Below are 22,810 nucleotides of genomic sequence, written 5' to 3' on the forward strand. Positions count from 1 at the left end.
ATGGACAAGGAGGGTTTCTTTCAGGATGTCTATGAAGTTGCCAGGCTTATTCCCAAAGGCCGTGTGACCAGTTATGGGGCCATAGCCAAATATTTAGGGGTGGCTCGTTCAGCGCGAGTAGTGGGCTGGGCAATGAACGGAGCGGTAGCTAAACATGATGTGCCGGCGCACCGGGTGGTGAATCGCATAGGACTGCTTACCGGGAAAAATCATTTTCAATCGCCAACCCGAATGAAAGAGCTGCTGGAGGCTGAGGGAATAAAAGTGAAAAATGATCAGATCATCGATTTTGAAAAACACTTCTGGGATCCCATGACGGAGTTAGGGCTTTGACTTTCTTATCAGCATCAGTCCAAAGAACATAATCAGTCCATTCAAAATCAAAATCTCAAATCCAAATTTATAGCCACCGAGCAGTGCTTCAGAATTGATATTTATGATGTAACTCAATATCGGGGAGGCAATACAAACTAATGGAACGAAACGATCTTTCACATCCCATTTAGTAAATATCCCGAAGGTAAAAAGCCCTAGTAGCGGTCCGTAGGTATAGCCTGCAGCAATGAAAATGGAATTGATCACACTCTCATCATTGATGGCCTGGAAGATGAGTATAACAACGAAAAGGATAAACGAAAAGCCCAGATGAACGACTTTTCTGAGCGTTTTCCTGGCGTCATAGTTTTCTTTTTTGAATCCCAGGAAGTCGACACAAAAAGAAGTTGTTAGTGCCGTAAGTGCAGAGTCAGCACTGGAGTAGGCAGCAGCGGTGATTCCGAGAAGGAAGGTCACCGTTCCGATTGTAGAAAACTCGTTTACTGCCAGCATTGGGAAAAGGTTATCTGACCTTTCCGGCATGGCAATGCCACCAATCTCAGCGTATTGATAAAGCAATACACCCAGGCTCAGAAATAAGAAATTGACGATTACAAGTATTACACAAAACCAAAAAACATTTTTTTGAGCTTCACCAATATTTCGGCAGGTCAGGTTTTTCTGCATCATGTCCTGATCCAAACCGGTCATCACAATGGCAATAAACGCGCCGCTGAAGAATTGTTTGAAGAAATTTCTGCCACTTTGCCAATCCCAGTTGAAAATAGTGGATCGGTTATCCTGAAAAAGGCTGGAAGTAAGCTCAGTCCAGGTCCATGATAGCTCGTTTTTAATGAATAGAATACTCACAACTACCGCCACTAACATAAAGGTGGTTTGTAAGGTGTCGGTCCACACGATTGTTTTGATACCACCTTTGAACGTGTATAACCAGATCAGCAGGATGGTTGTAAGAACAGAGATCCAAAATGGTAAATCATATGCATCGAAGAAAGCAATTTGTAAAACTCCTGCTACAAGAAATAGCCGAAAACTCGCACCGATGATTCGACTTATCAAAAAGAAAAAGGCCCCAGATTTATAAGACCAAAAGCCAAATCGTTGCTCCAGGTATGTATAAATGGAGACAAGATTAAGGCGATAGTAAAGAGGAAGCAAAACCTTGGCGATCACGAAATAACCAACCAGATACCCAAGCACTACCTGGAAGTAGTAGAAATTTGAATTGGCAACTTCGCCGGGCACGGAGATGAATGTCACTCCCGAAAGTGAAGCCCCGATCATCCCGAAAGCCACGAGGTACCATTTGGACTCCCTGCTTGCTGTATAGAAATCGGTAGGTTTTCCGTTTTTTGAGGTGAGCCAGGAGATTCCTATAAGCAAAATGAAATATCCCAGCACGATGGAGCCAACGAAAATTGGATTCATGGTGTTAGTAGTATTAAATGCGGTTGCAAATTACACATCAAGTTCGGTTGTGATGCAATTATTAATTTTGTGTTCAAATCAAGAGATATGAGTACTGATTTTGATATAGCGATTGAGGAAGAGGTAAAGACCGGTGAAGATATTGGTAGCGAGAGTTTACGTGATCTCATGGTTTATAATGATGATTTTAACACGTTTGATCATGTGATCAACACACTTGTGAAGGTCTGCAAACACGATATCCATCAGGCGGAGCAGTGCACGTTCCTTATTCATTACAAGGGTAAATGCTCGGTGAAAAAGGGAACGTATGAGGAATTAAAGCCCATGAGAGAAGGAATCACTGACGCTGGCATAAAGGCCTCTATCGTATAATACATGGAATATCCATCTCAGTTGGTAGAGCGTGCAGTTGAGGAGATTTCCCGATTGCCGGGAATTGGAAAGAAAACGGCTCTCCGTCTTGCTTTGCATTTATTGAAACAGCCTGAGAATGCAACAGCTGAGCTGTCCAGTGCTCTGAAAGAACTCCGGGAGAATATCAAATACTGCAATACGTGCCACATCATTGCGGATACGGAGGAGTGCACATGCCAAAATGCGTACAGAGATACGTCGGTAATTTGTGTTGTGGAAGACACCCCTGACGTGCTGGCAATCAGAAATACGGGGCAATACAACGGACTTTTTCATGTGCTTGGAGGTAGAATTTCCCCAATGGATGGAATTGGCCCGGAGAATGTAAATATTGATTCACTGATCAATAGAATCAAGAATGACGACCAGGTCAATGAAGTAATACTTGCCCTAAGTGCTACCATGGAAGGCGATACTACCTCCTATTATATTACCAAGTTGCTCAAAGAGTTTGGCATTAAGGTCACGACGATTGCACGTGGAATTCCGGTAGGAAGTGAATTGGAGTTTGCTGATGAAGTTACCCTTGGAAGGAGTATTGCTACCAGAACTTTGTTCAGCGAAGATTAATCAATCTTTTCTGCGTCCGCCCCCTCTTAGATTTTGAGATAAAAGCACAGCAATCCCGAAAGTCAGAATCAGGTAAATCCATCTCGGATTCCCTTCATTGTAGGTTTTTACCAGGTACCATACGCTTAAAAAAAGCGCAAGCAAAATTCCGGCAAACGCCAACATTCTCATGCCTCTCAAATTCATAAGGTAAATATACAGGTCTGTTCAATCCGTTCGGGATATTTTTGCTGCAATGGGTGATTTTATTGAATTTCTTTATTCGAGGTTTCTTTTAAGCGATGGGGTGTCGATTGATACCCGGACAATAGAAAAGGATAATCTCTTTTTTGCGATCAGCGGACCAAACTTCAACGCAAACAAATTTGCGGAAGAGGCACTAGAAAAAGGTGCTTCTTATGCTGTTGTTGATGATGAACAGTACGTCACCGATGATCGCATCATTTTAGCAGAGGATGGACTTAAGGCATTGCAGGACCTGGCGAAATTTCACCGGGCCAGGTTTAAAAGGCCTGTTTTAGGAATTACCGGATCAAATGGAAAAACCACCACCAAAGAATTAATCACCCGTGTGCTTTCAGAGAAATACATTGTGCATGCCACAAAGGGTAATTACAACAATCATATTGGCGTGCCATTGACATTACTGCACATTCATCCGCAGGTAGAGATAGCGATCATTGAGATGGGCGCGAATCATATCGGAGAGATAGCCAGCTACTGTGAGATAGCAAGGCCCACGCATGCAATAATTACGAATATTGGACGTGCTCACACAGAAACCTTTGGTGGGATAGAGGGGGTCATTCGAGGGAAAAGTGAGTTGTTTGACTTTATCAGAAAGCATGCAGGCACGCCTTTCATCAATAAGAATGATTCTGTGCTTTCAAATATGGCTAAGCGATTTGAAGAGCCAGTTGAGTTTCCTCAAAAGGATTTTAAGCTGATATCCTCATCGCCGTTCATCAGGGTTCAACTCGAAGCGAAAGAGATGGAAACAAAAGTGGTAGGTCGCTACAATTTTAACAATATGGCAGCAGCAGTGGCCGTTGGGCGATTTTTTGAGGTGCCTGATGAAGACATTCTAAATGCAATCGCAGCTTATGAGCCTGATAATGCACGCTCGCAAATCATCAAAAAAGGAACGACTACTATTATACTAGATGCGTATAATGCTAATCCGGATTCGATGAAGGTAGCACTCGAAAACTTGGTTGAACAAAAAGGTAATAAAATCGCTGTTTTGGGAGATATGAATGAACTTGAAAATTCCAACTCACAACACATGGAAGTGCTTACCTATGCGAAGAAGGTAGGAGTAGATCATGTATTGACAGTGGGTCAGAAATTTGGCTGGGTTGCAGATCCACAATTTCATTTTAAAACGAAGGAAGATTTGGAGCAGCACTTAAAAAGTTTGGATTTTAAAAACTCAACTGTCCTTTTAAAGGCATCCCGTTCGGTCAAATTAGAAACAATACTTAAAAGCATTGGATAATGGACTTACAATTCACCCTCGACTTTCTGAAAGATCTGGCAAGCAACAATCACAAAGAGTGGATGGATGCTAACAAGAAACGATACCTGAAGGCTAAGGAGAATGTAATTGAACTGGTCAGTGAGGTGATAGATAAAACGTCAGCTTTTGATCCTGGGATCAGTACTCTTGAACCAAAAAAATGCTTGTTTCGAATCAATCGCGATATCCGATTTAGCAAAAACAAGGACCCGTATAAGACCAACTTTGGAGCCTTCCTGGTTGAGGGCGGAAAGAAATCCGGGAACCCTGGATATTACATTCATATTCAGCCAGGTAATAATTTCTTGGGTGGAGGTATTTACCAGCCGCCTTCTGAGACTTTACAAAAAGTAAGGCAGGAGATCGATTATAATGGCAAGGAGTTAAAATCGATCATCGAAAGTAAGTTGTTCAAAAACGTTTACCCTGAACCGCATACTGCAGATAGTTTGAAAACAGCCCCCAAAGGCTACCCAAAGGATCATGAGCATATTGACCTGTTACAGCTTAAGCATTATGTATTTATGCGAAAGGCCACAGACAAAGAAGTAACTTCAAAAGACTTTGCAGATAAAGTAGCCAGTGACTTCAAGGTGCTACATCCATTCAATCAATTTCTGTCAAAGGCGCTGGATTAAAATTATTTTTCACTCAGACCTTGCACGAAAAATAAAGCGTACTAAATTTGCAGTCCTTTTAAGGAGGGGCTCTTAGCTCAGTTGGTTCAGAGCATCTGGTTTACACCCAGAGGGTCGGGGGTTCGAATCCCTCAGAGCCCACATCATACAAACCTCAATCTTTTTGATTGAGGTTTTTTTATGCATTTTATTTGAGGGATGAGAACCCGAGGTTCGAAATGGAGCACAGCGGAATTCACGAGGGGTGGTGTGGCGTGGTTTGCGGGTATGAGTAATCCCTCAGAGCCCACATCATACAAACCTCAATCTTTTTGATTGAGGTTTTTTTGTGCATTTTATTTGAGGGATGAGAACCCGAGGTTCGAAATAGAGCACAGGGGAATTCACGAGGGACTGTGCAGCATGGTTGGCGTGTGGAGGTTTGGTCATTTTGGCTTCTTTGAATATGACTTTTACAATCTGGTTAATTTAAGTTCTATCCTTATGCGTTGATAGAAAGTGCAGTCAGCAGTTCTGGTGGCCCTTTTTTAAAATTCTTACTTACATCTAATTAAGTATTGTGCTTAAAAACATTAGTCGTTTCTACTAATTATAGCGTGTGATATATTATATAATCTTTGGTAAATAATTACAAGTACCAAATTTAAATACACATGAAGTCCACCCGATTAATTTTCCTGACTGTTTTAACCTGTTTCTTAACAGGGAGTATTCACGCCCAACTTGCGATGGCTGATAGCCAAATCAAGCCATCAAATGAAAAGATGGTAAAAAAGAAAAACGATACACCTCCACAAATTTTGAGAGATGCTGAAACGGTTTTTATTGACGAAACCAGTAAGGTATTTGTCAACAAAAATTTGCCAATTTATTTGAAGTTTTCCACTACACCCAATGGTAAAACCTATGATCTTAAGAGTCAAAAGCATCCTGAGGATGCAACACCGATATATTTAGATACTGAAGGCCCAAATCTAATCAGAACAAAATGGGCTGTAGACCCTGAGTCAAAAGAATATGTCTATCCACTCCGAGAGGTTGAGATGGAGCTGTATGCTGATAGCAAGCCTCCTATGGTAAAAGCAGATTTCAGCGCACAAAATACATACAGAAATGCTGGAAAGGTTTTTTACGGTGAGGATTTGAATATATCACTTAAAGATTGGGATGAACAATCAGGTGTGAAAAATAGCTATTGGAGCTTAAACAATAATGATTGGGAGCTTGGTGACGTTGATTTTTCAGATCGGACTGCCGGTGATTATTCACTTGTCTATTATTCTGTAGATAATGTCAACAACTATTCAGATCCAAAGTCAAGCAATTTTACTTATGACAATGTTGCTCCTAAAACACAGCTGATAAAAACCAAAAATGATAATTATGTATTTGGTCCTAAATCAGAAGTGCAGTTTAATGTGACTGAAGAACATTCGGGTGTAAAGGCTACCTACTTCAAACTAGGAGATCAGTCATATATAAAAACCCAAAACAAGCAGCTACTACCAGCATCTCTCCAGGACGGAGATTACAAAATGACCTTTTACAGCGTCGACAATGTAAATAATGGTGAAGAGCTTAAAGAGATGGATGTCTACCTGGATAAAATAGCTCCTGTTACTTCTCTTGAAGCCACCTCTTCATACAATAATGGCGAACTTCTCTACGTTTCAGGAAGCTCCAAGATCAGCCTTTCTTCTGAAGACAACAAAGCTGGTGTTAAGACGATAAATTATTCATCAAGAGACGTTTCAAATGTTAAGTATGAAAATGCTTTTTCATTGCCAAGATATCATGGGTATACTGAGGTTAGCTTTAGTGCTGAAGATAAAGTTGCCAACGTAGAGCAAACCCAAAAACAAAAGATTTTTGTAGACACTTTGAGGCCATCAACTCAAATCGAGTTTCTAGGTGATTATTTTGAGGTGGCCAATCGTTTTTATGTGAATGAAAACACAAAATTGAAGCTGGTGGGATCTGATGAAAACTCAGGACTTAATTATACAGAATACGCAGGTATAGGGAATGACTTTTCCAGGTACGAAAACCCATTTGCTCTAACCAATGAGGGCTACTATGGAATGATGTACCGGTCAGTAGACAGAGTGGAAAATGTAGAATACTCAAAAAGTATCGACCTTTATCTTGATGTAAAGGGGCCTGAGATTGTTTACAATTTCAGCAACAGAGCAATTGGGGTAGAAAATGGCGTTCCTGTTTATCCATCGGGTACTCGCTTGTTCCTGGGAGCAACGGACGATCAGTCAGGCACTAATACCATATCATATCAAATCAATGATCAGAAAGAGGTGCACTACAGCAGCCCGAAGACGATAGACATCAGTGAAAAACGAGCGTTTAAGAGAGGACAATCGTATGATGTGCAGATAACTACAACAGATTTAGTTAGCAATGAGACGGTAGAAGTAATTGCTTTTAAAATCGAAGATTAAAAATTAGAATTCCTCTTCATATTTAATAAAAACCCTGACTCAGGAATGTGTCAGGGTTTTTTGTTATTAGCTAATGTCAGGAAGCAAATCATCACATATTCCGGCTGTTAATTTCGCCGGCCAATGTTATGTCTCTAAAAACCAATGTTTTATGGTTTCTATGATTAGCAAATTGCTAAATATTATCTAATCATATCACCTAATTCAAATACCTATTTTATACCAATAAACACTCGTTTGTTCGTTGATCATCTTTGCCCGAATTACAATCAGTTAAAATATCGGGTATGGAAAACTCACCAAAAATTCTAATTGTCCTCATTCTCTTATTTACCAGCTTTGGCTCACCAGCTCAGCTAGCTTTTGAAAGTAGTGCAGCGGCTTCACTGTCTGCATCTACACTAAAAAATGATTTAAATCCTCCAAGAACAGATTTGCTTCGAACGCACACAGGCGATTTTATTTTTGGACCAGCTACACGGATCAAATTCAAAATAATTGAGGAGGAATCAGGTTTAGAAACCACTTACTTCAAGGTTGCAGATCTTCCATTTATGAAATCTGATGGTCGTCAAATGATGCCGCATGATTTGGCAGATGGAGAATATAAAATGCTCTACTACAGCATAGACAAGCAGGGTAATCAGGAGCAAGTCCGTTGGGATATGATTTATGTGGATAAGAAAGGACCTGAAATAAATTCATCTTTTAATGTAGCTCCAGTTTCGTTTGAGAACGGGACTCCAGTTTTTTCTCAGAATGTTCAACTTTTAATAGAAGTGGCAGACAAAAAGGTTGAGGTGCAAAAAGTGACATACAAAATCAATGACGGACCAAAAGTTGAAAGCAGTGACTTGCATACAATTGATTTGACTGAACCACTTTCAGCAATTGAAGAGAAGAAAATTAAGATCGAAGTAAGAGCTTATGATGCTTTTTACAATATATCGAAAGAGGTTATTGAATTTAAATTAGTGAGATAGGCTTAAGCATTAATTATTTGAAGGAGCCCGGTGAGCAATCATCGGGTTTTCTTTTAGCTTACCAAATAGTTCTTCGCCTTTTCCTCATCATCAAACGGACGCATAGCTCCACCCAATAATCGGTTATACCCAGATAGGAGGACTTTCTTAGCGCCAGTAATTCCTACCACTGCTCCTTTCACTGGTATATGTTTGGTTTCCTTTCCCATTTCGCGAATGAAAGCAGTGAATTTTCGCGTTGCAGGAGTGTCAGTGATGTTTACGAGTCTAAGGTGCTCACCTGGATCTGAGAGTAGAAAATCCCTTAAATCAGACGCGGTTTTAAGCATTTCCTCTTCAGACTGTCCCCGATAATCAACGTAAACAATCTCTTTTCCTTTGTGAGTAATCTTTTGTAATCCGGGCATATTAGTTAGGTACGTGTGATGCACGAAAATAATTAGTTTATGAAAAAATCCTTTCAGGTTTGGATGAATAAATAGCCAGTTTATCTAAATGTTATCTTTTTAGATTTAGTAAACGATTAGCTCTCACTTTTGAGGGTAGAATTTCTAAATTGGCAGTTTGATTTCATTAGAAATCGATCAATGACCAGGAAGAATCAGATAAGCACAAAATCACTTTACAGAAAGCTGGACAAACTTTATAAAGACAGCCCAGTTCTGGATATCAATTCTAAAAAAAGGTGGGTGATCTTTTCTGATCTTCATATGGGAGATGGAGGCTCCACTGATGACTTTAAGCGAAACGCCAGCCTTATTTCAACAGCATTGAAGCAATACTACCTGGAGAAAGATCATGCACTCATTCTAAATGGTGATGTTGAGGAATTACAGCGGTTTCAATTGAAGAAAATCATTCAAAAGTGGAAGAAAGTTTATGATCTTTTTGATGCGTTCAATGCAAAAGGATCACTCTTCAAGACAATTGGCAATCATGATCTTGAACTACAATTGATGAAAGATTTGCCATTCGATTATAAGCTCCACGAGTCACTTCGACTGGTGTTTGGTGAGCACAATCTATTCGTATTTCATGGTCATCAGGCCAGCAAGAAATATCAGGAGCATAACGAACTCATTGGGTTTACTTTAAAGTACTTTGCCAATCCTCTAGGTATCAAGAGCTACTCTGTTTCGCACAGTAGCAAGAAGCAATACAAGATCGAGAAGCGTGTTTATGGCTTTTCCTCCTTCAATAAAGTTGTATCCCTTATTGGTCATACACATCGGCCATTATTTGAGTCCCTGCACAAGGTGGATCGATTAAAATATAAAATTGAGCAACTGTGCAGAGATTATGCTAAAGCAGATAGTGAGACGCATGATGAAATCAAGAAGGAAATCAAATCTCATAAAAAGGAACTCAAGAAATATTATAAAGAGAATAAGGACCATAGCTTTCAGAGCTATGTCTATAATACCCTTTTCCATATACCCTGTCTGTTCAATTCCGGCTGTGTAGTGGGCAAAAGAGGAGTGACATGCCTGGAAATAGAAGACGGAAAAATACGTCTTGTGCATTGGTTTGATAAAAAGACCAGTAAGAAGTACTTAAAAAGCAGTGGATATAAATCTGAACAGCTTGGAGATTCGGATTTCTATCGCTTGGTAATAAATGAAGAATCGCTAGACTATATTTTCACACGTATCAGGTTTTTAGCATGAAAAATTTTGTTCTCATTGGGCTGATCCTGGCCTGTTGTACGCCTAAGGATCAATCATCAAATGCTATTGATATTCAGGGGCACAGGGGAGCAAGAGGGTTGGCTCCAGAAAATAGTATTCCAGCATTTATTCTGGCAGCTAATATGGGTGTGAGTACGCTCGAGTTGGATCTTGTTGTTTCCAAAGACAATCAGCTCGTGGTGAGCCATGAGCCATATTTCTCATCAGACTTTTGTTTGGACAGTGAGGGAATGGTGATTCCAATGGATTCAATTATCAACATGTATCAACTGACGTATAAAGAGATAAAACGATTTGATTGTGGGTCGACGAGGAACCCTCGGTTTCCTGAGCAAAAGCGCATATCTACTTTTAAACCCCTTCTTTCTGATGTGATTGATAGCGTTGAATCCTTTACGGAAAACAAGGGTTTAAAACCACTTCGCTACAACATCGAATTGAAAACCACGAAAGAGACAGACACTGTTTTCCACCCGTTACCTCAAGCGTTCTCAGATTTGGTTTATGATTTGTTGAAAGAAAAAAACCTGCTCGATAGGGTTACGATTCAGTCTTTTGACTTTCGAACATTGCAATACTTCAATCGCACATATCCGGAGGTTGAGCTGGTATTGCTAATAGAAAATGAACTTGATTGGAAGTCGAATATCGATTCACTTGGGTTTCAGCCGGAAGTCTATTCCCCCTATTATCGATTACTTTCGCAGGAAAAAGTCAGAGAAATCCATCACGCGGGAATGAAAGTTATTCCCTGGACCGTGAATGATTTCTTTGATATAAACAAAGTGTTAGCCTGGCAGGTTGATGGAATCATTACAGACTATCCGGATCGGGCACTGATAATAACCAAGAAAAAATGAACAAAAAGTACGATGTATGCGCCATAGGTAATGCGCTGGTAGATTATGAAATTGAAGTTGAAGATCAATTTTTCAAGGAAAATGGTGTAGAAAAAGGGTTGATGACATTAGTGGATGAGGAGCGACAGGGCGTGTTGCTAGATGGAGTGCAAGGAAAAATCAAAAAGAAACAGGGAGGCGGATCCGCCGCTAACACCATTTTTGGTCTTGCTGAATTTGGTGGCAAAGGGTACTACACCTGCAAGGTTGCCAATGATTCCGATGGAGAGCTATATGCAAATGACCTGATAAAGGCAGGGATTGATTCCAACCTGGATCCAAACAACCTGTACGAAGGGACTACAGGGAAATGTCTTGTGATGATCACGCCTGATGCTGAGCGTACGATGAATACATGCCTGGGTATCACCACGGACTTTTCTAAGAATGAGCTAAGCGCGGAAGCAATAAAGCATGCTAAGTATCTCTTCATGGAAGGGTTTCTGGTGTCCTCACCAACCGGACTGGAGGCTATGAAAGAAGCTAAGAGAATCGCACAGGAAAATGATGTGAAAGTTGGTCTTACCTTTTCAGATCCCTCAATGGTCAAATACTTCAACGATCAGATGAAAGAGGTGGTAGGTGATGGTGTTGATCTGCTTTTCTGCAATATTCATGAGGCCGAGCTTTTTGCTGGAGTTGAAGGGATGGAATCATCCAAAGAGGCAATTCAGAAAGTGGCTAAAGAATTTGTCATTACTAAAGGAAAAGATGGAGCAGTGGTTTTTGATGGTGCAGCTTACCATGAAATAGAACCGTTCCCGACAAAGGCAGTGGACGCTACAGGTGCAGGAGACATGTTTGCAGGTGCGTTTCTTTATGGCATTACGAATGGGCAGTCTCATGCAGAGGCTGGAAAACTAGCCAGCGCTGCAAGTTCTGCAGTCGTTAGCAAATTTGGACCGAGGCTGAGTAAGAATCATGTGGTGGATGTATTGAAGAAGATTGGCAGGTAATGTTTTATATACTTAATATTGTTTTTTAAACCTAAATAAATATGCGAAACACCCTAATCCTATTCCTAATGTTCGCTGTGATTGGAGCATCTGCTCAGGAGCGGCGAATTGATTTTGTGGAGTACGATCTGGAAAATGGATTACATGTGATCCTTCACCAGGACAACTCTACTCCTATTGTTAATGTGTCAGTTCTTTATCATGTAGGCTCTAAAAACGAGCCGGATGGCAGAACTGGATTTGCTCATTTCTTTGAGCACCTCATGTTTGAGGGGTCTCCCAATATTCCAAGAGGAGAGTTTTTTAAAATCATTCAAAACGCCGGTGGTCAGTTGAATGCAAACACCTCTTTTGACAGAACCTTTTATTACGAGACGCTTCCATCACACCAGCTTGAGTTAGGGCTGTATATGGAGTCTGAGCGAATGCTTCATGCTAAGATTGACAGCACAGGGGTAGCTACTCAGAAAGAAGTGGTGAAAGAGGAAAAAAGAACAAGAATCGACAACCAACCATACATGTCATTCCAGGCGAAAATCTTTGGAAAAGCATATGAGGGCACTCCATATTCATGGACGCCGATCGGTTCATTTGAAGATATAGACAATGCAACTGAGGAAGACTTTAAAGATTTCTTCGAGACGTTCTATGTACCAAATAATGCGACTCTTGCAATCGCAGGGGATATCCAGATTGAAGAAACAAAGAAACTTGTAGAGAAGTATTTTAGTGAAATTCCACGAGGCACCAAAGAAATTCCACGACCAGAAATCGAAGCTCCGGACTTAGGAGGGGAAGTAAGAGAGGAAGTATTTGACAATGTTCAGCTTCCTGGCGTATTCCAGGCTTACAGAATGGCAGAGCAAGGGTCAGACGACTATTATGCTATGCAGATGCTCACCACATTGCTTTCAGGAGGTCAAAGCTCAAGATTTCAGAAAGAAATTGTGGATAACAAAGAAATTGCTGCTTTTGTAGGATCGTTCCCATTTGCATTAGAGGATGGCGGCCTTTTCGTATCTCTTGGATTGGTAAATGTTGGAAATACTCCCGAGGAGCTGGAGGAAGCAATGCTTGCTGAAATTGAACGTGTAAAAACAGAGGAAATCAGTGACAGGGAATTTAAAAAATTACAAAATCAAATTGAGAATGATTTTGTGAGCTCCAACAGTACGGTTAGAGGAATTGCTGAGAGCCTGGCAGACTATCACGTCTACTACGGAGATGCAAATCTGATCAATAGTGAGATCGATCGATACATGGCGGTGACCAAGGAGGATATTAAGCGTGTGGCTAAAAAATATCTTACTCCTGATAATCGAGTGACCTTGTATTACCTTCCGAAATCGGCACAACAAAAGCCTGAGGATGAAAAACTAGACGATCAATAAACCTATAAAAGCAAAGAAATTATGAACTTAAGAAATATACTAACCCTCGTTCTGGCCATCGGAATGGTAGGTGCTTTTGCACAGGTGGATCGGAGCAAATTGCCTGAACCGGCCACCCCAAGGCCAATCAATATTGGTGACTATGAGACTTTTGAATTGAAAAACGGCCTGAAAGTCTTCATCATTGAAAACCATAAACTTCCCAGAGTAAGCTTCAATCTTTTAGTTGATCGCGAGCCACTTTTGGAAGAAGAAAAGGTTGGCTACCTAAGTATGGTAGGTCAGATGATGATGCGCGGAACGGAAACTAGAACTAAAGAGCAGTTGGATGAGGAAATTGATTTCATTGGTGCTTCTGTTTTTGCCGGATCGACTAATGTTTTTGCATCAGGATTGTCAAAGTACCAGGAAAAAATCCTTGAGTTGATGACGGATGTAGCTTTCAACCCAACTTTTCCGGAAGAGGAGCTGGAGAAAATCAGAAAGCAAACGCTTTCAGGGCTGGCTTCAGCTAAAGATGATCCAAACGCCATAGCTGGCAATTTAAATCAGGCAATCGTATACGGGAAAGATCATCCTTATGGCGAGATCCAAACTGAGGAGACTACAAATAATATCACTGTTGCTGATTTAAAGAATTACCATGAAACTTACTTCAAGCCGAATATTTCTTACCTGGCGATTGTAGGGGATGTTGATCCTAAGCAAATGAAGAAGATGGTGAAAACGTATTTTGGAAGCTGGGAAGAAGGAGAAGTTCCTGCGCCAACATATGAAACACCAGAATCACCTGAAAAAACTAAAGTGAACCTTGTAAATCGTTCCGCATCGGTTCAGTCAGTTGTTAATATCACATATCCGGTAGTGCTGCCAGTTGGATCAGATGATGCCATCAAAGTAAGGGTGATGAACCAAATTTTGGGTGGTGGATTCTCCGGGAAGCTAAATATGAACTTGAGGGAGGATAAAGGATATACCTATGGAAGCCGTTCTTCGCTTTCATCTGACGAGTTGGTTTCTCGTTTCTCTGCAAATGCGGAGGTACGAAACGAAGTAACAGATAGTGCCATCGTTCAGATGATCTATGAAATGGAGCAAATGCGAAATGGGGAAGTCTCTGAGGAGGAGCTTGAGCTGGCGAAGAATTCGATTTCTGGAAGTTTCTCTCAGTCATTGGAAAGACCTCAGACCGTAGCAAATTTCGCATTGAATATAGCAATTTATGATCTGCCTGAAGACTACTATAACACGTACCTGCAGAAAGTGCAGGCAGTTACGATTGAAGATGTAAAAGCTACTGCTAATAAATACTTGAAGCCTGACAATGCCTATATCAATATCGTAGGTAAGGCAAGTGAAGTAGCTGAAAGCTTAAAGCAGTTCGGTGAGCTAAAATACTATGATACCTATGGTAATGAGGTGGATCCTTCATTGGCTAAGCTGCCTGATGGGTTGACGGCTGAGAAGGTTTTAAATGATCATATTGAGGCTATCGGAGGTAAAGAAAAGTTGAGTGCTATCAATTCAGTAAAAATGAAAATGTCTGCCTCAGTAATGGGACAATCAATGCAAATGGAGGTGTCAAAATTGTCTCCAAACTTATCTTATACAGAAGTTTCTGTGGGTGGAAATGTTATGCAGAAAATCACTTTTGATGGAGAGAAAGGTGCAATGTCTGGTATGCAGGGAAATCAAACTATAGAAGGTGATCAGGCAAAAGATATGGCTATTTCTAATGCACTCTTTGCTGAGGCTGCAATGCTCGAGAATAATGTGAAGGTGAAACTGTCATCCATTGAAGAGATCAATGGTAAAGAAGCGTACGGTGTTGAGGTTGAAATGCCTTCCGGCACAAAAGCAATTCGCTATTATGATAAAGAGAGCGGTTTATTTGTAAGAGAGACCGCATTTCAGGAAACCCCAAACGGAACTATAAGCCTTAATACTGATGTGATTGAGTATCAAGAGATAGATGGAGGAATTAAATTTCCTAGATTGATCAAGCAACCCATTAATGCTCAAATAAAAATGGACGTTACGGTTGAAGAAATAGTGATCAATCCAGAATTGGATGCGTCAATCTTTGATATAGATTAGCGTATTGCACCTATTTGATTGAGTAATAGGTCTAAAAAAGCAGTAGCATCAATTGCTACTGCTTTTTTTTGATCAACTAGCCGCCCAAACGTATATGCATCCTGTCTCCCAACCCCAACTTATTACTGTCTCATAGCTTGCGCCTTCGTTAAACATTATTACGAGCCCAACTTCACATATTAAGTTCAGAGTAGTCCCACCTTCAATCCTAATCAAGTCTTTTTCATTTAAATGTTTCATAATTATTTAGTTTGTTTGGTTGATGATTTATTTATTTCAGTCGAATATTTTAAGACTGAGAAATTTTTCATCTTATTTTTTAATTAGAACCTAATATCTCTATCTTTGCCCTCCATTTTTAAGGGAGAAAGAAAAAGACAATGAAACGAGACCCTTGGGTCGAGTTCCATGCAGCCGCTAATAAATATTTGAAAGCATGAAAAGAACATTTCAACCTTCAGTAAGAAAGAAGAAAAACAAGCACGGATTCAGAAAGAGAATGGAGAGTGTGAATGGACAATCTGTGATCGCAAGAAGAAGAGCTAAAGGGCGTAAGAGACTTACTGTTTCTGACGATCTCCACAAGAAGTAAATCCATGGCCTATGGGCCTTTCTAAATACAGTTTTTCCAAACAGGAAAGACTTACCGGTAAGAAAAAAATTGAGGGACTGTTTAAAAAAGGTTCCTCTTTTTATTTGGACGACTTCCAAATACGACACCTGCCATCCGGCGAGGAGGGACACAATCAAATTCTTATTTCTGTACCTAAGCGTAACTTCAAGCGAGCCGTTGATAGGAATTTGCTCAAGAGAAGAATACGAGAGGCTTATCGGTTAAACAAACATTTGATCGACAAAGCTGATAATGACCCGGCCCTTTACATCGCTTTCATTTATCTTTCAAAACAGATTTTAACCTTTGATAACATCCAGGCTCAACTAATTAAGTGTTTGGAACGTTTGGGTAATAGCTATGCAGAATGATACGATATGAGTAGAAAAGTAAAAATTATCCTTCCTTCAATTTTGGCATTGGTTTTATTGATTGCAGCAGTAAAGCCACCTACAGACAGATACTTCGAGATACTGAAGAATCTGGACATTTTCGCCACACTTTTTAAGGAGGTAAACACGCATTATGTTGATGAGATCAACCCCACCACCCTCATGCAGGCTGGGATTGACGAAATGTTAGAAACACTTGATCCGTACACCAACTACATAGCGGCTGATGATATTGAGAACTACCGGATGATGACTACCGGTGAGTACTCAGGGATTGGAGCGGTTGTTGAACGAAAAAATGGTATAAGCACCATTGTGATGCCTTACGAGGGGTTTGCCGCGCACGATGCAGGCCTTAGAGCAGGAGATGAGATTCATGCGATCAATGGTATTCCGCTGGAAGGAAAAACCCAGGAAGAAGTTCGGTTTCTGATGAAAGGACAATCCAATTCTGAAATCACATTGACGGTAAAAAGATATGGGCAGGATGAAATGTTTGATGTAAATGTCAAGCGGGAGAAAATCGCTGTTGATAGTGTTCCGTATGCAGGCATGGTCACAGACAATATTGGGTATGTGAGGCTTACTAGTTTCACCCAGAATGTGGGACGATCGATAGGTATTAAAGTGCTTGATCTTATGGAGAAGGGAGCCGAAAGCATTATTCTTGATCTTCGAGGAAATCCGGGAGGATTGCTGCACGAAGCGGTCAATGTTTCAAATGTCTTTGTGGAGAAAGGAAGAAAGATCGTGACCCAAAAAGGAAAAGTAAGGGCAAACGACTGGACGTATAATACCCTGAATGACCCGGTTGATCCGGATATACCTGTGGTGGTGCTAACGGACAATGGAAGCGCCTCTGCATCAGAGATTGTTTCTGGTGTAATGCAGGATTATGATCGTGGGGTATTGATCGGCAGAAAGACTTTCGGCAAGGGGTTGGTTCAAATTGAACGCCCACTATCCTACGATGCAGTTGTAAAAATCACAACTGCCAAGTACTATACACCAACAGGAAGATGTATTCAGGCCATTGATTACAGCAATAGGAATGAAGATGGTAGCGTAGGCAAAATTCCAGATTCACTGAAGAACGAATTTTATACCTTGAATGGCAGAAAGGTGTATGATGGAGGGGGAATAGACCCGGATGTGGAGGTAGAAAAGCTAGAGTTTGCACCTATCACAAAAAGTCTCGTGAAAAACGATCATATTTTTTATTACGCCACTGAATATTACTATAAAAATCAGGATTTGAACCCTGCATCACCGGATGAGTTACGTCTTTCAGATGCAGACTATGAGGATTTCAAACAATGGCTTTCAGGTCGCGACTTTGATTATGTTACACGTGTAGAGAAGGAAACCAAAAAGCTCATTGATATTGCAAAGGAGGAGAAGAAATATAGTCAACTGAAGAGCTACTTTGACGAGTTGGAGCTGGCAACAAAGCACAACAAGGAAAGGGATTTAGAAACCTTCAAGGAAGAAATCAAAATGCTACTGGAGCAGGAAATTGCGGGTCGGTATTTTTATGAAAAAGGGATCATCGAGTCCACCTTCGGAAGGGATCCGGATGTGCAGGCAGCCATTACCGTGCTGAACGATCCTGAGAAATATCAATCCATTCTAAATCCCAACTAGTTTGGCTTTAATTCTCAGCATAGAGACCTCAACCATGGTTTGCTCGGTGGCGCTCCATAATAATGGGGAGCTATTAGCAAATCAGGTTCATCAGGTAGAGAAGTCCCATTCATCTCTTTTGCCGGGTATAGGCTTAGATGTGTGCAAAGAAGCCAATGTGACCTTCAATGATTTGGATGCAGTTGCCGTTTCATCCGGTCCGGGATCATATACAGGCCTTCGAATTGGAGTTTCAAATGCGAAAGGAATCTGCTATACTTTAAAAAAATCCTTGATAGCTATACCATCACTGGAAATCATGACCGAAGCTGTGCGAGGGAAGTTTCTTGGAGATCATTTACTCTGCCCCATGATGGATGCTCGCCGAATGGAGGTTTACACCCAGATGGAGGATCAAAATGGGAAAAAGATATGGAACCTTCAACCAAAAATTTTGGATGAAATCACCTTCAATGATTTCAAGAAACCATTATATCTCTTTGGTGATGGAATGCCAAAGTTCCGAAAGATCGCCAATCAGGATAATCTAATCTTTATTGATGATATTTTTCCTGAGGCGCAAAACATGGGGAGGCTGGCACAAGAAAAATTTGACAATGAAGATTTCGAGGATGTCGCCTATTTTGAGCCTAATTATCTGAAGGAATGGCGAACTACAACGCCCAAAAAACAGTTGCTCTAACCGATGGATGAAATAGTAAATAGAGTAGCCAAGAGTCCGCTGGTCTCTTTAGACCTTGAGGATTATCTCCACAAAGGGGAGTATGCCGTTTTTGATGTGAAGGACACCCTTTTTGAGGGATTGATTTTACGTGAAAAGGATTTTAGAAACTTCCTGAAAGAGCATGATTGGGCCGCATATGCAGATAAAAATGTAGGATTAGTCTGCACTGCTGATGCGATTGTCCCCACCTGGGCCTATATGTTGTTGGTAACAAAGATTAGTGAACATGCCAATACTGTAACCTTTGGAGGAGAAGAGGCTATCGAAAAGGCCCTCATAGATCAGGCGATCGAAAAGTGTGTTTCAACGATCGATTTGAAGGATAAAAAAGTGGTGATAAAAGGCTGTGGTGATGTAAAAAACATTGAATACGCATACACAAAGGTTACCGAAAAACTTTTTCCTATTGTAAGCAGCCTCATGTATGGTGAGCCTTGCAGCACTGTTCCTATCTTTAAACAAAAAAAATAACCTAACACCTGTGGATTTAGATGCTTTAAAATATCCTGTTGGCAAATACGACTCGCCGGCAGAAATCACCGAAGAAACATTCGATCAGTGGATTATTACAATCGAATCCTTACCAGAGAAATTGAAAAAACTGGTAGGTAATCTCTCCTATGATGAATTGGAGTTACAGTATCGGCCGGGAAGTTGGAATATAAAACAGGTGGTACATCACCTGGCAGATAGCCACATGAATAGCTTTATTCGATTTAAGCTGATTTTGACTGAAGACAACCCCACAATCAAACCATACGATGAAGCAGCCTGGGCTAAAACCGAAGATGCTGACAATGAAGAGATTACAGAATCCATAGATATTCTGGAAGGCTTGCACAAGCGCTGGGTCACGCTACTGAAGTCCCTTAAAGACGAGCATAAGAAACTCACCTATTTCCACCCCGATTACGATCAACAGTTCACCTTGGAATGGATGTTAGGATTGTACGACTGGCACTGTAAGCATCATTTAGCCCACATCAAACAAGCCATTGAAATGCAGGGAGAATTCACTCCCGAAAAAGTCAAATAGAAAAGCCACTCAGATTTCTCCAAGCGGCTCTCTTTTTAGGTTAGTCATGGTTTAGTCTTTCTTCTTGGTAGATCCGCCTTTCTTGCTTCCGGATCCTGCAATGGAGCTTCTCATGTCTGTGTCCGCTTCAATGTTTTGGAACTTGTAGTAGTCCATAATTCCAAGGTTGCCGCTTCTGAATGCTTCGGCAATTGCTTTTGGCACTTCTGCTTCAGCTAAGATTACTTTAGCTCTTGCTTCCTGTGCTTTAGCCACCATCTCTTGCTCCTCGGCAACAGCCATGGCTCTTCTTTCTTCTGCTTTTGCTTCTGCAACTTTCAAGTCGGCAGACGCCTGATCGGTCTGAAGTTTCGCACCAATATTTGCTCCAACATCTACATCAGCAATATCAATGGAAAGGATTTCAAATGCGGTACCTGCATCCAACCCTCTTTGTAGCACCAGCTTCGAAATCTTATCTGGGTTTTCTAATACTTCCTTGTGAGTAGAGGCCGAACCTACAGAGGTTACAATTCCTTCTCCTACTCGAGCAAGAATGGTTTCTTCACCAGCTCCTCCAACTAACTGCTGGATATTGGCTCTAATGGTTACCCTTGCCTTCGCCACCAGCTGAATACCATCAGCAGCAACAGCAGCAACAGAAGGTGTGTTGATCACTTTCGGATTTACAGAGATTTGAACGGCTTCAAATACATCTCTTCCTGCAAGGTCAATTGCGGTAGCTTGTTTGAAAGTAAGGTTGATGTTTGCTTTATCAGCAGAGATCAATGCTTTGATCACCTGAGGTACATTACCTCCTGCCAGGTAGTGTGTTTCCAGCTCTTGTGTTTTCAACTGCCTGGGTTCGCTTCCATCCGTTTCCTGTATGGTAAGACCTGCTTTTGTCGCTGTAATCAAAGAATTTACCACGATCGATGGCGGCACCTTTCTGATTCGCATGAAAACCAATTCCAACAATCCTACACGAACACCGGAGAAAATAGCTGTGATCCAGAGATTGACCGGAACAAAGTAGAGGAAGATAAAAAAGAGGATAATTCCCCCAACGACTAGTAAGATGAGCATTACACTGCTACCCATGATTTTAGTTTTTTACAGGTTGTACAAAAATTTTTGAGGATTCCACTCTCAGGACCTCAATTTCTACATTTTCATCGACATAACCACCATTCGATCTGACTTCTATTTCATGATCATCGAAGATGGCTTTACCGATTGGTTTTAGTGATGAAATCGTTGTTCCTTTATCACCAACTTTTACATCAAATTTAAAGTCATCATTGTATTTGCCGGTCATCGTCCCCTTAAGCGAGAAACGTTCCCACGAGCGACCTTTGAAAGCAATTACCAGGGCAATGATATTAAGCAGAAGACCTGCGATTAAAATGAGCGTTCCAGTGGTAGGACCGAAATAATCATAACCCAAATAAATGCAATAGGCCGAGAAAACGAACCCGAGAATTCCTACGACGGTAGTTCCAGGCACAAAAATGATCTCAGCCACGATCAAAAACGTGCCCAAAAGCATTAACCCGATGATGATTAACCATTCCATTTAATATGCCTTAGCGAATAGTACTTTTCCTTTAGAAGGTTTGCCTGTAAAGATACACTTTCCATCCTCCTTTTGCCGATCCAGTGGGATGCACCGGATTGTAGCTTTTGTCTCCTCTTTGATTTTTTCTTCCGTTTCGGCAGTGCCGTCCCAGTGAGCGTACACAAACCCTTCCTCTACCAGCTTTTTAAACTCATCATAGGTATCTGCCTCTCTAGTGTTTGCTTCACGGAAGTTCTTCGCCTTGGAGTAAATATTCTCCTGAATGTCCTCAAGTAGCTGAGCTACATGATCTACCGCTCCATCAATCGGATGGAAAGACTTTTCTTTCGTGTCTCTTCTCGCAATTTCTACCGTCCCTTTCTCCAGATCTTTTGGGCCAATGGCCAATCGTACAGGAACCCCTTTCAGTTCGTATTCAGCAAATTTCCAACCCGGCTTGTGCGTATCTCGCGTATCAAATTTTACTGAGATTCCTTTTGCTTTTAGGTCTGCCAGAATCGGATCGACAACTTCCTTAATTCGCGCCAGATCCTCATCCTTAAAGTAAATCGGAACAATGACCACCTGGATAGGAGCCAGCTTTGGAGGCAATACCAATCCATCATCGTCAGAATGGGCCATTATCAAAGCGCCCATCAATCGGGTGCTTACACCCCAGGACGTTCCCCAAACCAATTCTTCTTTTCCTTCTTTTGTCGCAAACTTTACATCGAAAGCTTTAGCAAAATTCTGACCCAGGAAGTGTGAAGTACCAGCCTGCAACGCTTTCCCGTCCTGCATCATCGCCTCAATGCAATAGGTATCTACTGCTCCTGCAAATCGCTCACTTTCAGTTTTCACTCCTTTGATCACCGGCATTGCCATAAACTCCTCAGCGAAGGTGGCATATACGTTTAACATTTGGTGGGTTTCGTCAATAGCCTCCTGCTTGGTAGCATGTGCGGTGTGACCTTCTTGCCATAGAAATTCTGCCGTACGAAGAAATAAGCGGGTACGCATTTCCCAGCGCATCACATTTGCCCATTGGTTTACTAAAATCGGTAAGTCTCTATATGACTGTATCCAGTTTTTATATGAATCCCAAATGACCGTTTCAGATGTAGGTCGAATGATTAACTCTTCCTCCAGGCGTGCCTCAGGATCAACAATTACACCTTTGCCATCTTCATCATTTTTCAGACGATAATGTGTAACTACCGCACATTCTTTAGCAAAACCTTCTACATGATCAGCTTCCTTACTTAAGAAGGATTTTGGGATCAATAGTGGAAAATAGGCATTTTCATGTCCGGTATCTTTGAACATCTGATCCAGCGTTTGCTGCATCTTCTCCCAAATAGCAAAACCATAAGGTTTTATCACCATACAGCCTCGAACAGGAGAATTTTCGGCCAGACCAGCCTTTTTCACTAATTCATTATACCATAGAGAGTAATCTTCCGAACGTGATGGAATCGCTTTTGCCATG

At 41.1% G+C, this 22,810-nt stretch carries 24 protein-coding genes and 1 tRNA gene; 19 read left to right on the top strand and 6 right to left on the bottom strand.

What is annotated here, in order from left to right:
- Positions 1-333: an MGMT family protein gene (locus ACXAH9_RS01340; RefSeq protein WP_474893089.1), complete on the top strand. Its 333-nt coding sequence runs from the start codon at positions 1-3 to the stop codon at positions 331-333.
- Here the strand turns inward: ACXAH9_RS01340 and ACXAH9_RS01345 are convergent.
- Positions 322-1,764 (bottom strand): sodium:solute symporter, encoded by a 1,443-nt coding sequence (locus tag ACXAH9_RS01345; RefSeq protein WP_474893090.1) that lies wholly within the window; start codon positions 1,762-1,764, stop codon positions 322-324. The two genes, ACXAH9_RS01340 and ACXAH9_RS01345, sit on opposite strands and share 12 nt — an antisense overlap.
- 87 nt (positions 1,765-1,851) lie before the next feature.
- On the opposite strand from ACXAH9_RS01345, the gene ACXAH9_RS01350 reads away from it, so the two are divergent.
- Both ACXAH9_RS01350 and recR read left to right on the top strand, forming a co-directional pair.
- A complete protein-coding gene (locus tag ACXAH9_RS01350; protein WP_474893091.1) occupies positions 1,852-2,139 on the top strand; it encodes an ATP-dependent Clp protease adaptor ClpS in 288 nt (95 codons plus the stop codon).
- A 3-nt stretch (positions 2,140-2,142) separates the two neighbouring features.
- A complete protein-coding gene (gene recR / locus ACXAH9_RS01355) occupies positions 2,143-2,751 on the top strand; it encodes a recombination mediator RecR (RefSeq protein ID WP_474893092.1) in 609 nt (202 codons plus the stop codon).
- Here the strand turns inward: recR and ACXAH9_RS01360 are convergent, their stop codons facing one another.
- Positions 2,752-2,922 carry a hypothetical protein gene (locus ACXAH9_RS01360; protein ID WP_474893093.1) on the bottom strand — a complete coding sequence of 57 codons (171 nt, stop codon included), beginning with the start codon at positions 2,920-2,922 and terminating at the stop codon, positions 2,752-2,754.
- Positions 2,923-2,986: 64 nt separating this feature from the next.
- Here ACXAH9_RS01360 and ACXAH9_RS01365 point away from each other — a divergent pair, with 64 nt between their 5' ends.
- The 5 genes from ACXAH9_RS01365 (at position 2,987) to ACXAH9_RS01385 (ending at position 8,344) form a co-directional block, all read left to right on the top strand.
- Complete coding sequence (locus ACXAH9_RS01365; protein ID WP_474893094.1) at positions 2,987-4,249, top strand: UDP-N-acetylmuramoyl-tripeptide--D-alanyl-D-alanine ligase; 1,263 nt, start codon at positions 2,987-2,989, stop codon at positions 4,247-4,249.
- Positions 4,249-4,908: a DUF2461 domain-containing protein gene (locus tag ACXAH9_RS01370; protein WP_474893095.1), complete on the top strand. Its 660-nt coding sequence runs from the start codon at positions 4,249-4,251 to the stop codon at positions 4,906-4,908. The genes ACXAH9_RS01365 and ACXAH9_RS01370 overlap by 1 nt, the downstream gene beginning before the upstream one ends.
- Positions 4,909-4,974: 66 nt before the next feature.
- A tRNA-Val gene (locus ACXAH9_RS01375) sits at positions 4,975-5,049 on the top strand.
- Between the two features lie 512 nt (positions 5,050-5,561).
- Complete coding sequence (locus ACXAH9_RS01380; RefSeq protein ID WP_474893096.1) at positions 5,562-7,361, top strand: OmpL47-type beta-barrel domain-containing protein; 1,800 nt, start codon at positions 5,562-5,564, stop codon at positions 7,359-7,361.
- 287 nt (positions 7,362-7,648) lie between these two features.
- Positions 7,649-8,344: a hypothetical protein gene (locus tag ACXAH9_RS01385; RefSeq protein ID WP_474893097.1), complete on the top strand. Its 696-nt coding sequence runs from the start codon at positions 7,649-7,651 to the stop codon at positions 8,342-8,344.
- 53 nt (positions 8,345-8,397) lie between these two features.
- On the opposite strand, the gene ACXAH9_RS01390 is transcribed toward ACXAH9_RS01385, so the two are convergent.
- Complete coding sequence (locus ACXAH9_RS01390) at positions 8,398-8,775, bottom strand: hypothetical protein (RefSeq protein WP_474893098.1); 378 nt, start codon at positions 8,773-8,775, stop codon at positions 8,398-8,400.
- A gap of 156 nt (positions 8,776-8,931) precedes the next feature.
- Here ACXAH9_RS01390 and ACXAH9_RS01395 point away from each other — a divergent pair, with 156 nt between their 5' ends.
- The 11 genes from ACXAH9_RS01395 to ACXAH9_RS01445 all read left to right on the top strand — a co-directional run bounded on the left by ACXAH9_RS01395 (position 8,932) and on the right by ACXAH9_RS01445 (position 19,784).
- Entirely contained in the window at positions 8,932-10,011 is a 1,080-nt protein-coding gene (locus ACXAH9_RS01395) for a metallophosphoesterase family protein (protein ID WP_474893099.1), read from the top strand.
- On the top strand, positions 10,008-10,892 hold the full coding sequence (locus tag ACXAH9_RS01400; RefSeq protein WP_474893100.1) for a glycerophosphodiester phosphodiesterase family protein: 885 nt from the start codon (positions 10,008-10,010) through the stop codon (positions 10,890-10,892). The genes ACXAH9_RS01395 and ACXAH9_RS01400 overlap by 4 nt, the downstream gene beginning before the upstream one ends.
- Complete coding sequence (locus ACXAH9_RS01405) at positions 10,889-11,887, top strand: adenosine kinase (RefSeq protein ID WP_474893101.1); 999 nt, start codon at positions 10,889-10,891, stop codon at positions 11,885-11,887. The genes ACXAH9_RS01400 and ACXAH9_RS01405 overlap by 4 nt, the downstream gene beginning before the upstream one ends.
- 41 nt (positions 11,888-11,928) lie before the next feature.
- A complete protein-coding gene (locus ACXAH9_RS01410; RefSeq protein ID WP_474893102.1) occupies positions 11,929-13,278 on the top strand; it encodes a M16 family metallopeptidase in 1,350 nt (449 codons plus the stop codon).
- A gap of 21 nt (positions 13,279-13,299) precedes the next feature.
- The gene (locus ACXAH9_RS01415; protein ID WP_474893103.1) at positions 13,300-15,375 is read left to right on the top strand and encodes a M16 family metallopeptidase; all 2,076 of its coding nucleotides are present in this window, start codon (positions 13,300-13,302) and stop codon (positions 15,373-15,375) included.
- A 436-nt stretch (positions 15,376-15,811) separates the two neighbouring features.
- On the top strand, positions 15,812-15,967 hold the full coding sequence (gene rpmH / locus ACXAH9_RS01420) for a 50S ribosomal protein L34 (protein ID WP_349565211.1): 156 nt from the start codon (positions 15,812-15,814) through the stop codon (positions 15,965-15,967).
- Between the two features lie 11 nt (positions 15,968-15,978).
- Entirely contained in the window at positions 15,979-16,359 is a 381-nt protein-coding gene (gene rnpA / locus ACXAH9_RS01425) for a ribonuclease P protein component (RefSeq protein WP_474893104.1), read from the top strand.
- 6 nt (positions 16,360-16,365) lie between these two features.
- On the top strand, positions 16,366-18,024 hold the full coding sequence (locus ACXAH9_RS01430; RefSeq protein WP_474893105.1) for a S41 family peptidase: 1,659 nt from the start codon (positions 16,366-16,368) through the stop codon (positions 18,022-18,024).
- A gap of 1 nt (position 18,025) precedes the next feature.
- Positions 18,026-18,706: a tRNA (adenosine(37)-N6)-threonylcarbamoyltransferase complex dimerization subunit type 1 TsaB gene (gene tsaB, locus ACXAH9_RS01435; protein WP_474893106.1), complete on the top strand. Its 681-nt coding sequence runs from the start codon at positions 18,026-18,028 to the stop codon at positions 18,704-18,706.
- A 3-nt stretch (positions 18,707-18,709) separates the two neighbouring features.
- Positions 18,710-19,219 (top strand): DUF2480 family protein, encoded by a 510-nt coding sequence (locus ACXAH9_RS01440; protein WP_474893107.1) that lies wholly within the window; start codon positions 18,710-18,712, stop codon positions 19,217-19,219.
- A 10-nt stretch (positions 19,220-19,229) separates the two neighbouring features.
- A complete protein-coding gene (locus ACXAH9_RS01445; protein WP_474893108.1) occupies positions 19,230-19,784 on the top strand; it encodes a YfiT family bacillithiol transferase in 555 nt (184 codons plus the stop codon).
- Between the two features lie 51 nt (positions 19,785-19,835).
- Here the strand turns inward: ACXAH9_RS01445 and floA are convergent, their stop codons facing one another.
- From floA to proS, 3 genes are read right to left on the bottom strand one after another with little or no spacing between them, the layout of a single operon-like run.
- A complete protein-coding gene (gene floA / locus ACXAH9_RS01450; protein ID WP_349565199.1) occupies positions 19,836-20,864 on the bottom strand; it encodes a flotillin-like protein FloA in 1,029 nt (342 codons plus the stop codon).
- Between the two features lie 4 nt (positions 20,865-20,868).
- A complete protein-coding gene (locus tag ACXAH9_RS01455) occupies positions 20,869-21,339 on the bottom strand; it encodes an NfeD family protein (RefSeq protein ID WP_474893109.1) in 471 nt (156 codons plus the stop codon).
- Positions 21,340-22,809: a proline--tRNA ligase gene (gene proS, locus ACXAH9_RS01460; protein WP_474893110.1), complete on the bottom strand. Its 1,470-nt coding sequence runs from the start codon at positions 22,807-22,809 to the stop codon at positions 21,340-21,342. It abuts the gene before it with no gap.
- Position 22,810 lies beyond the last annotated feature (1 nt).

Source organism: Ekhidna sp. ABH4_415, from assembly GCF_056161305.1.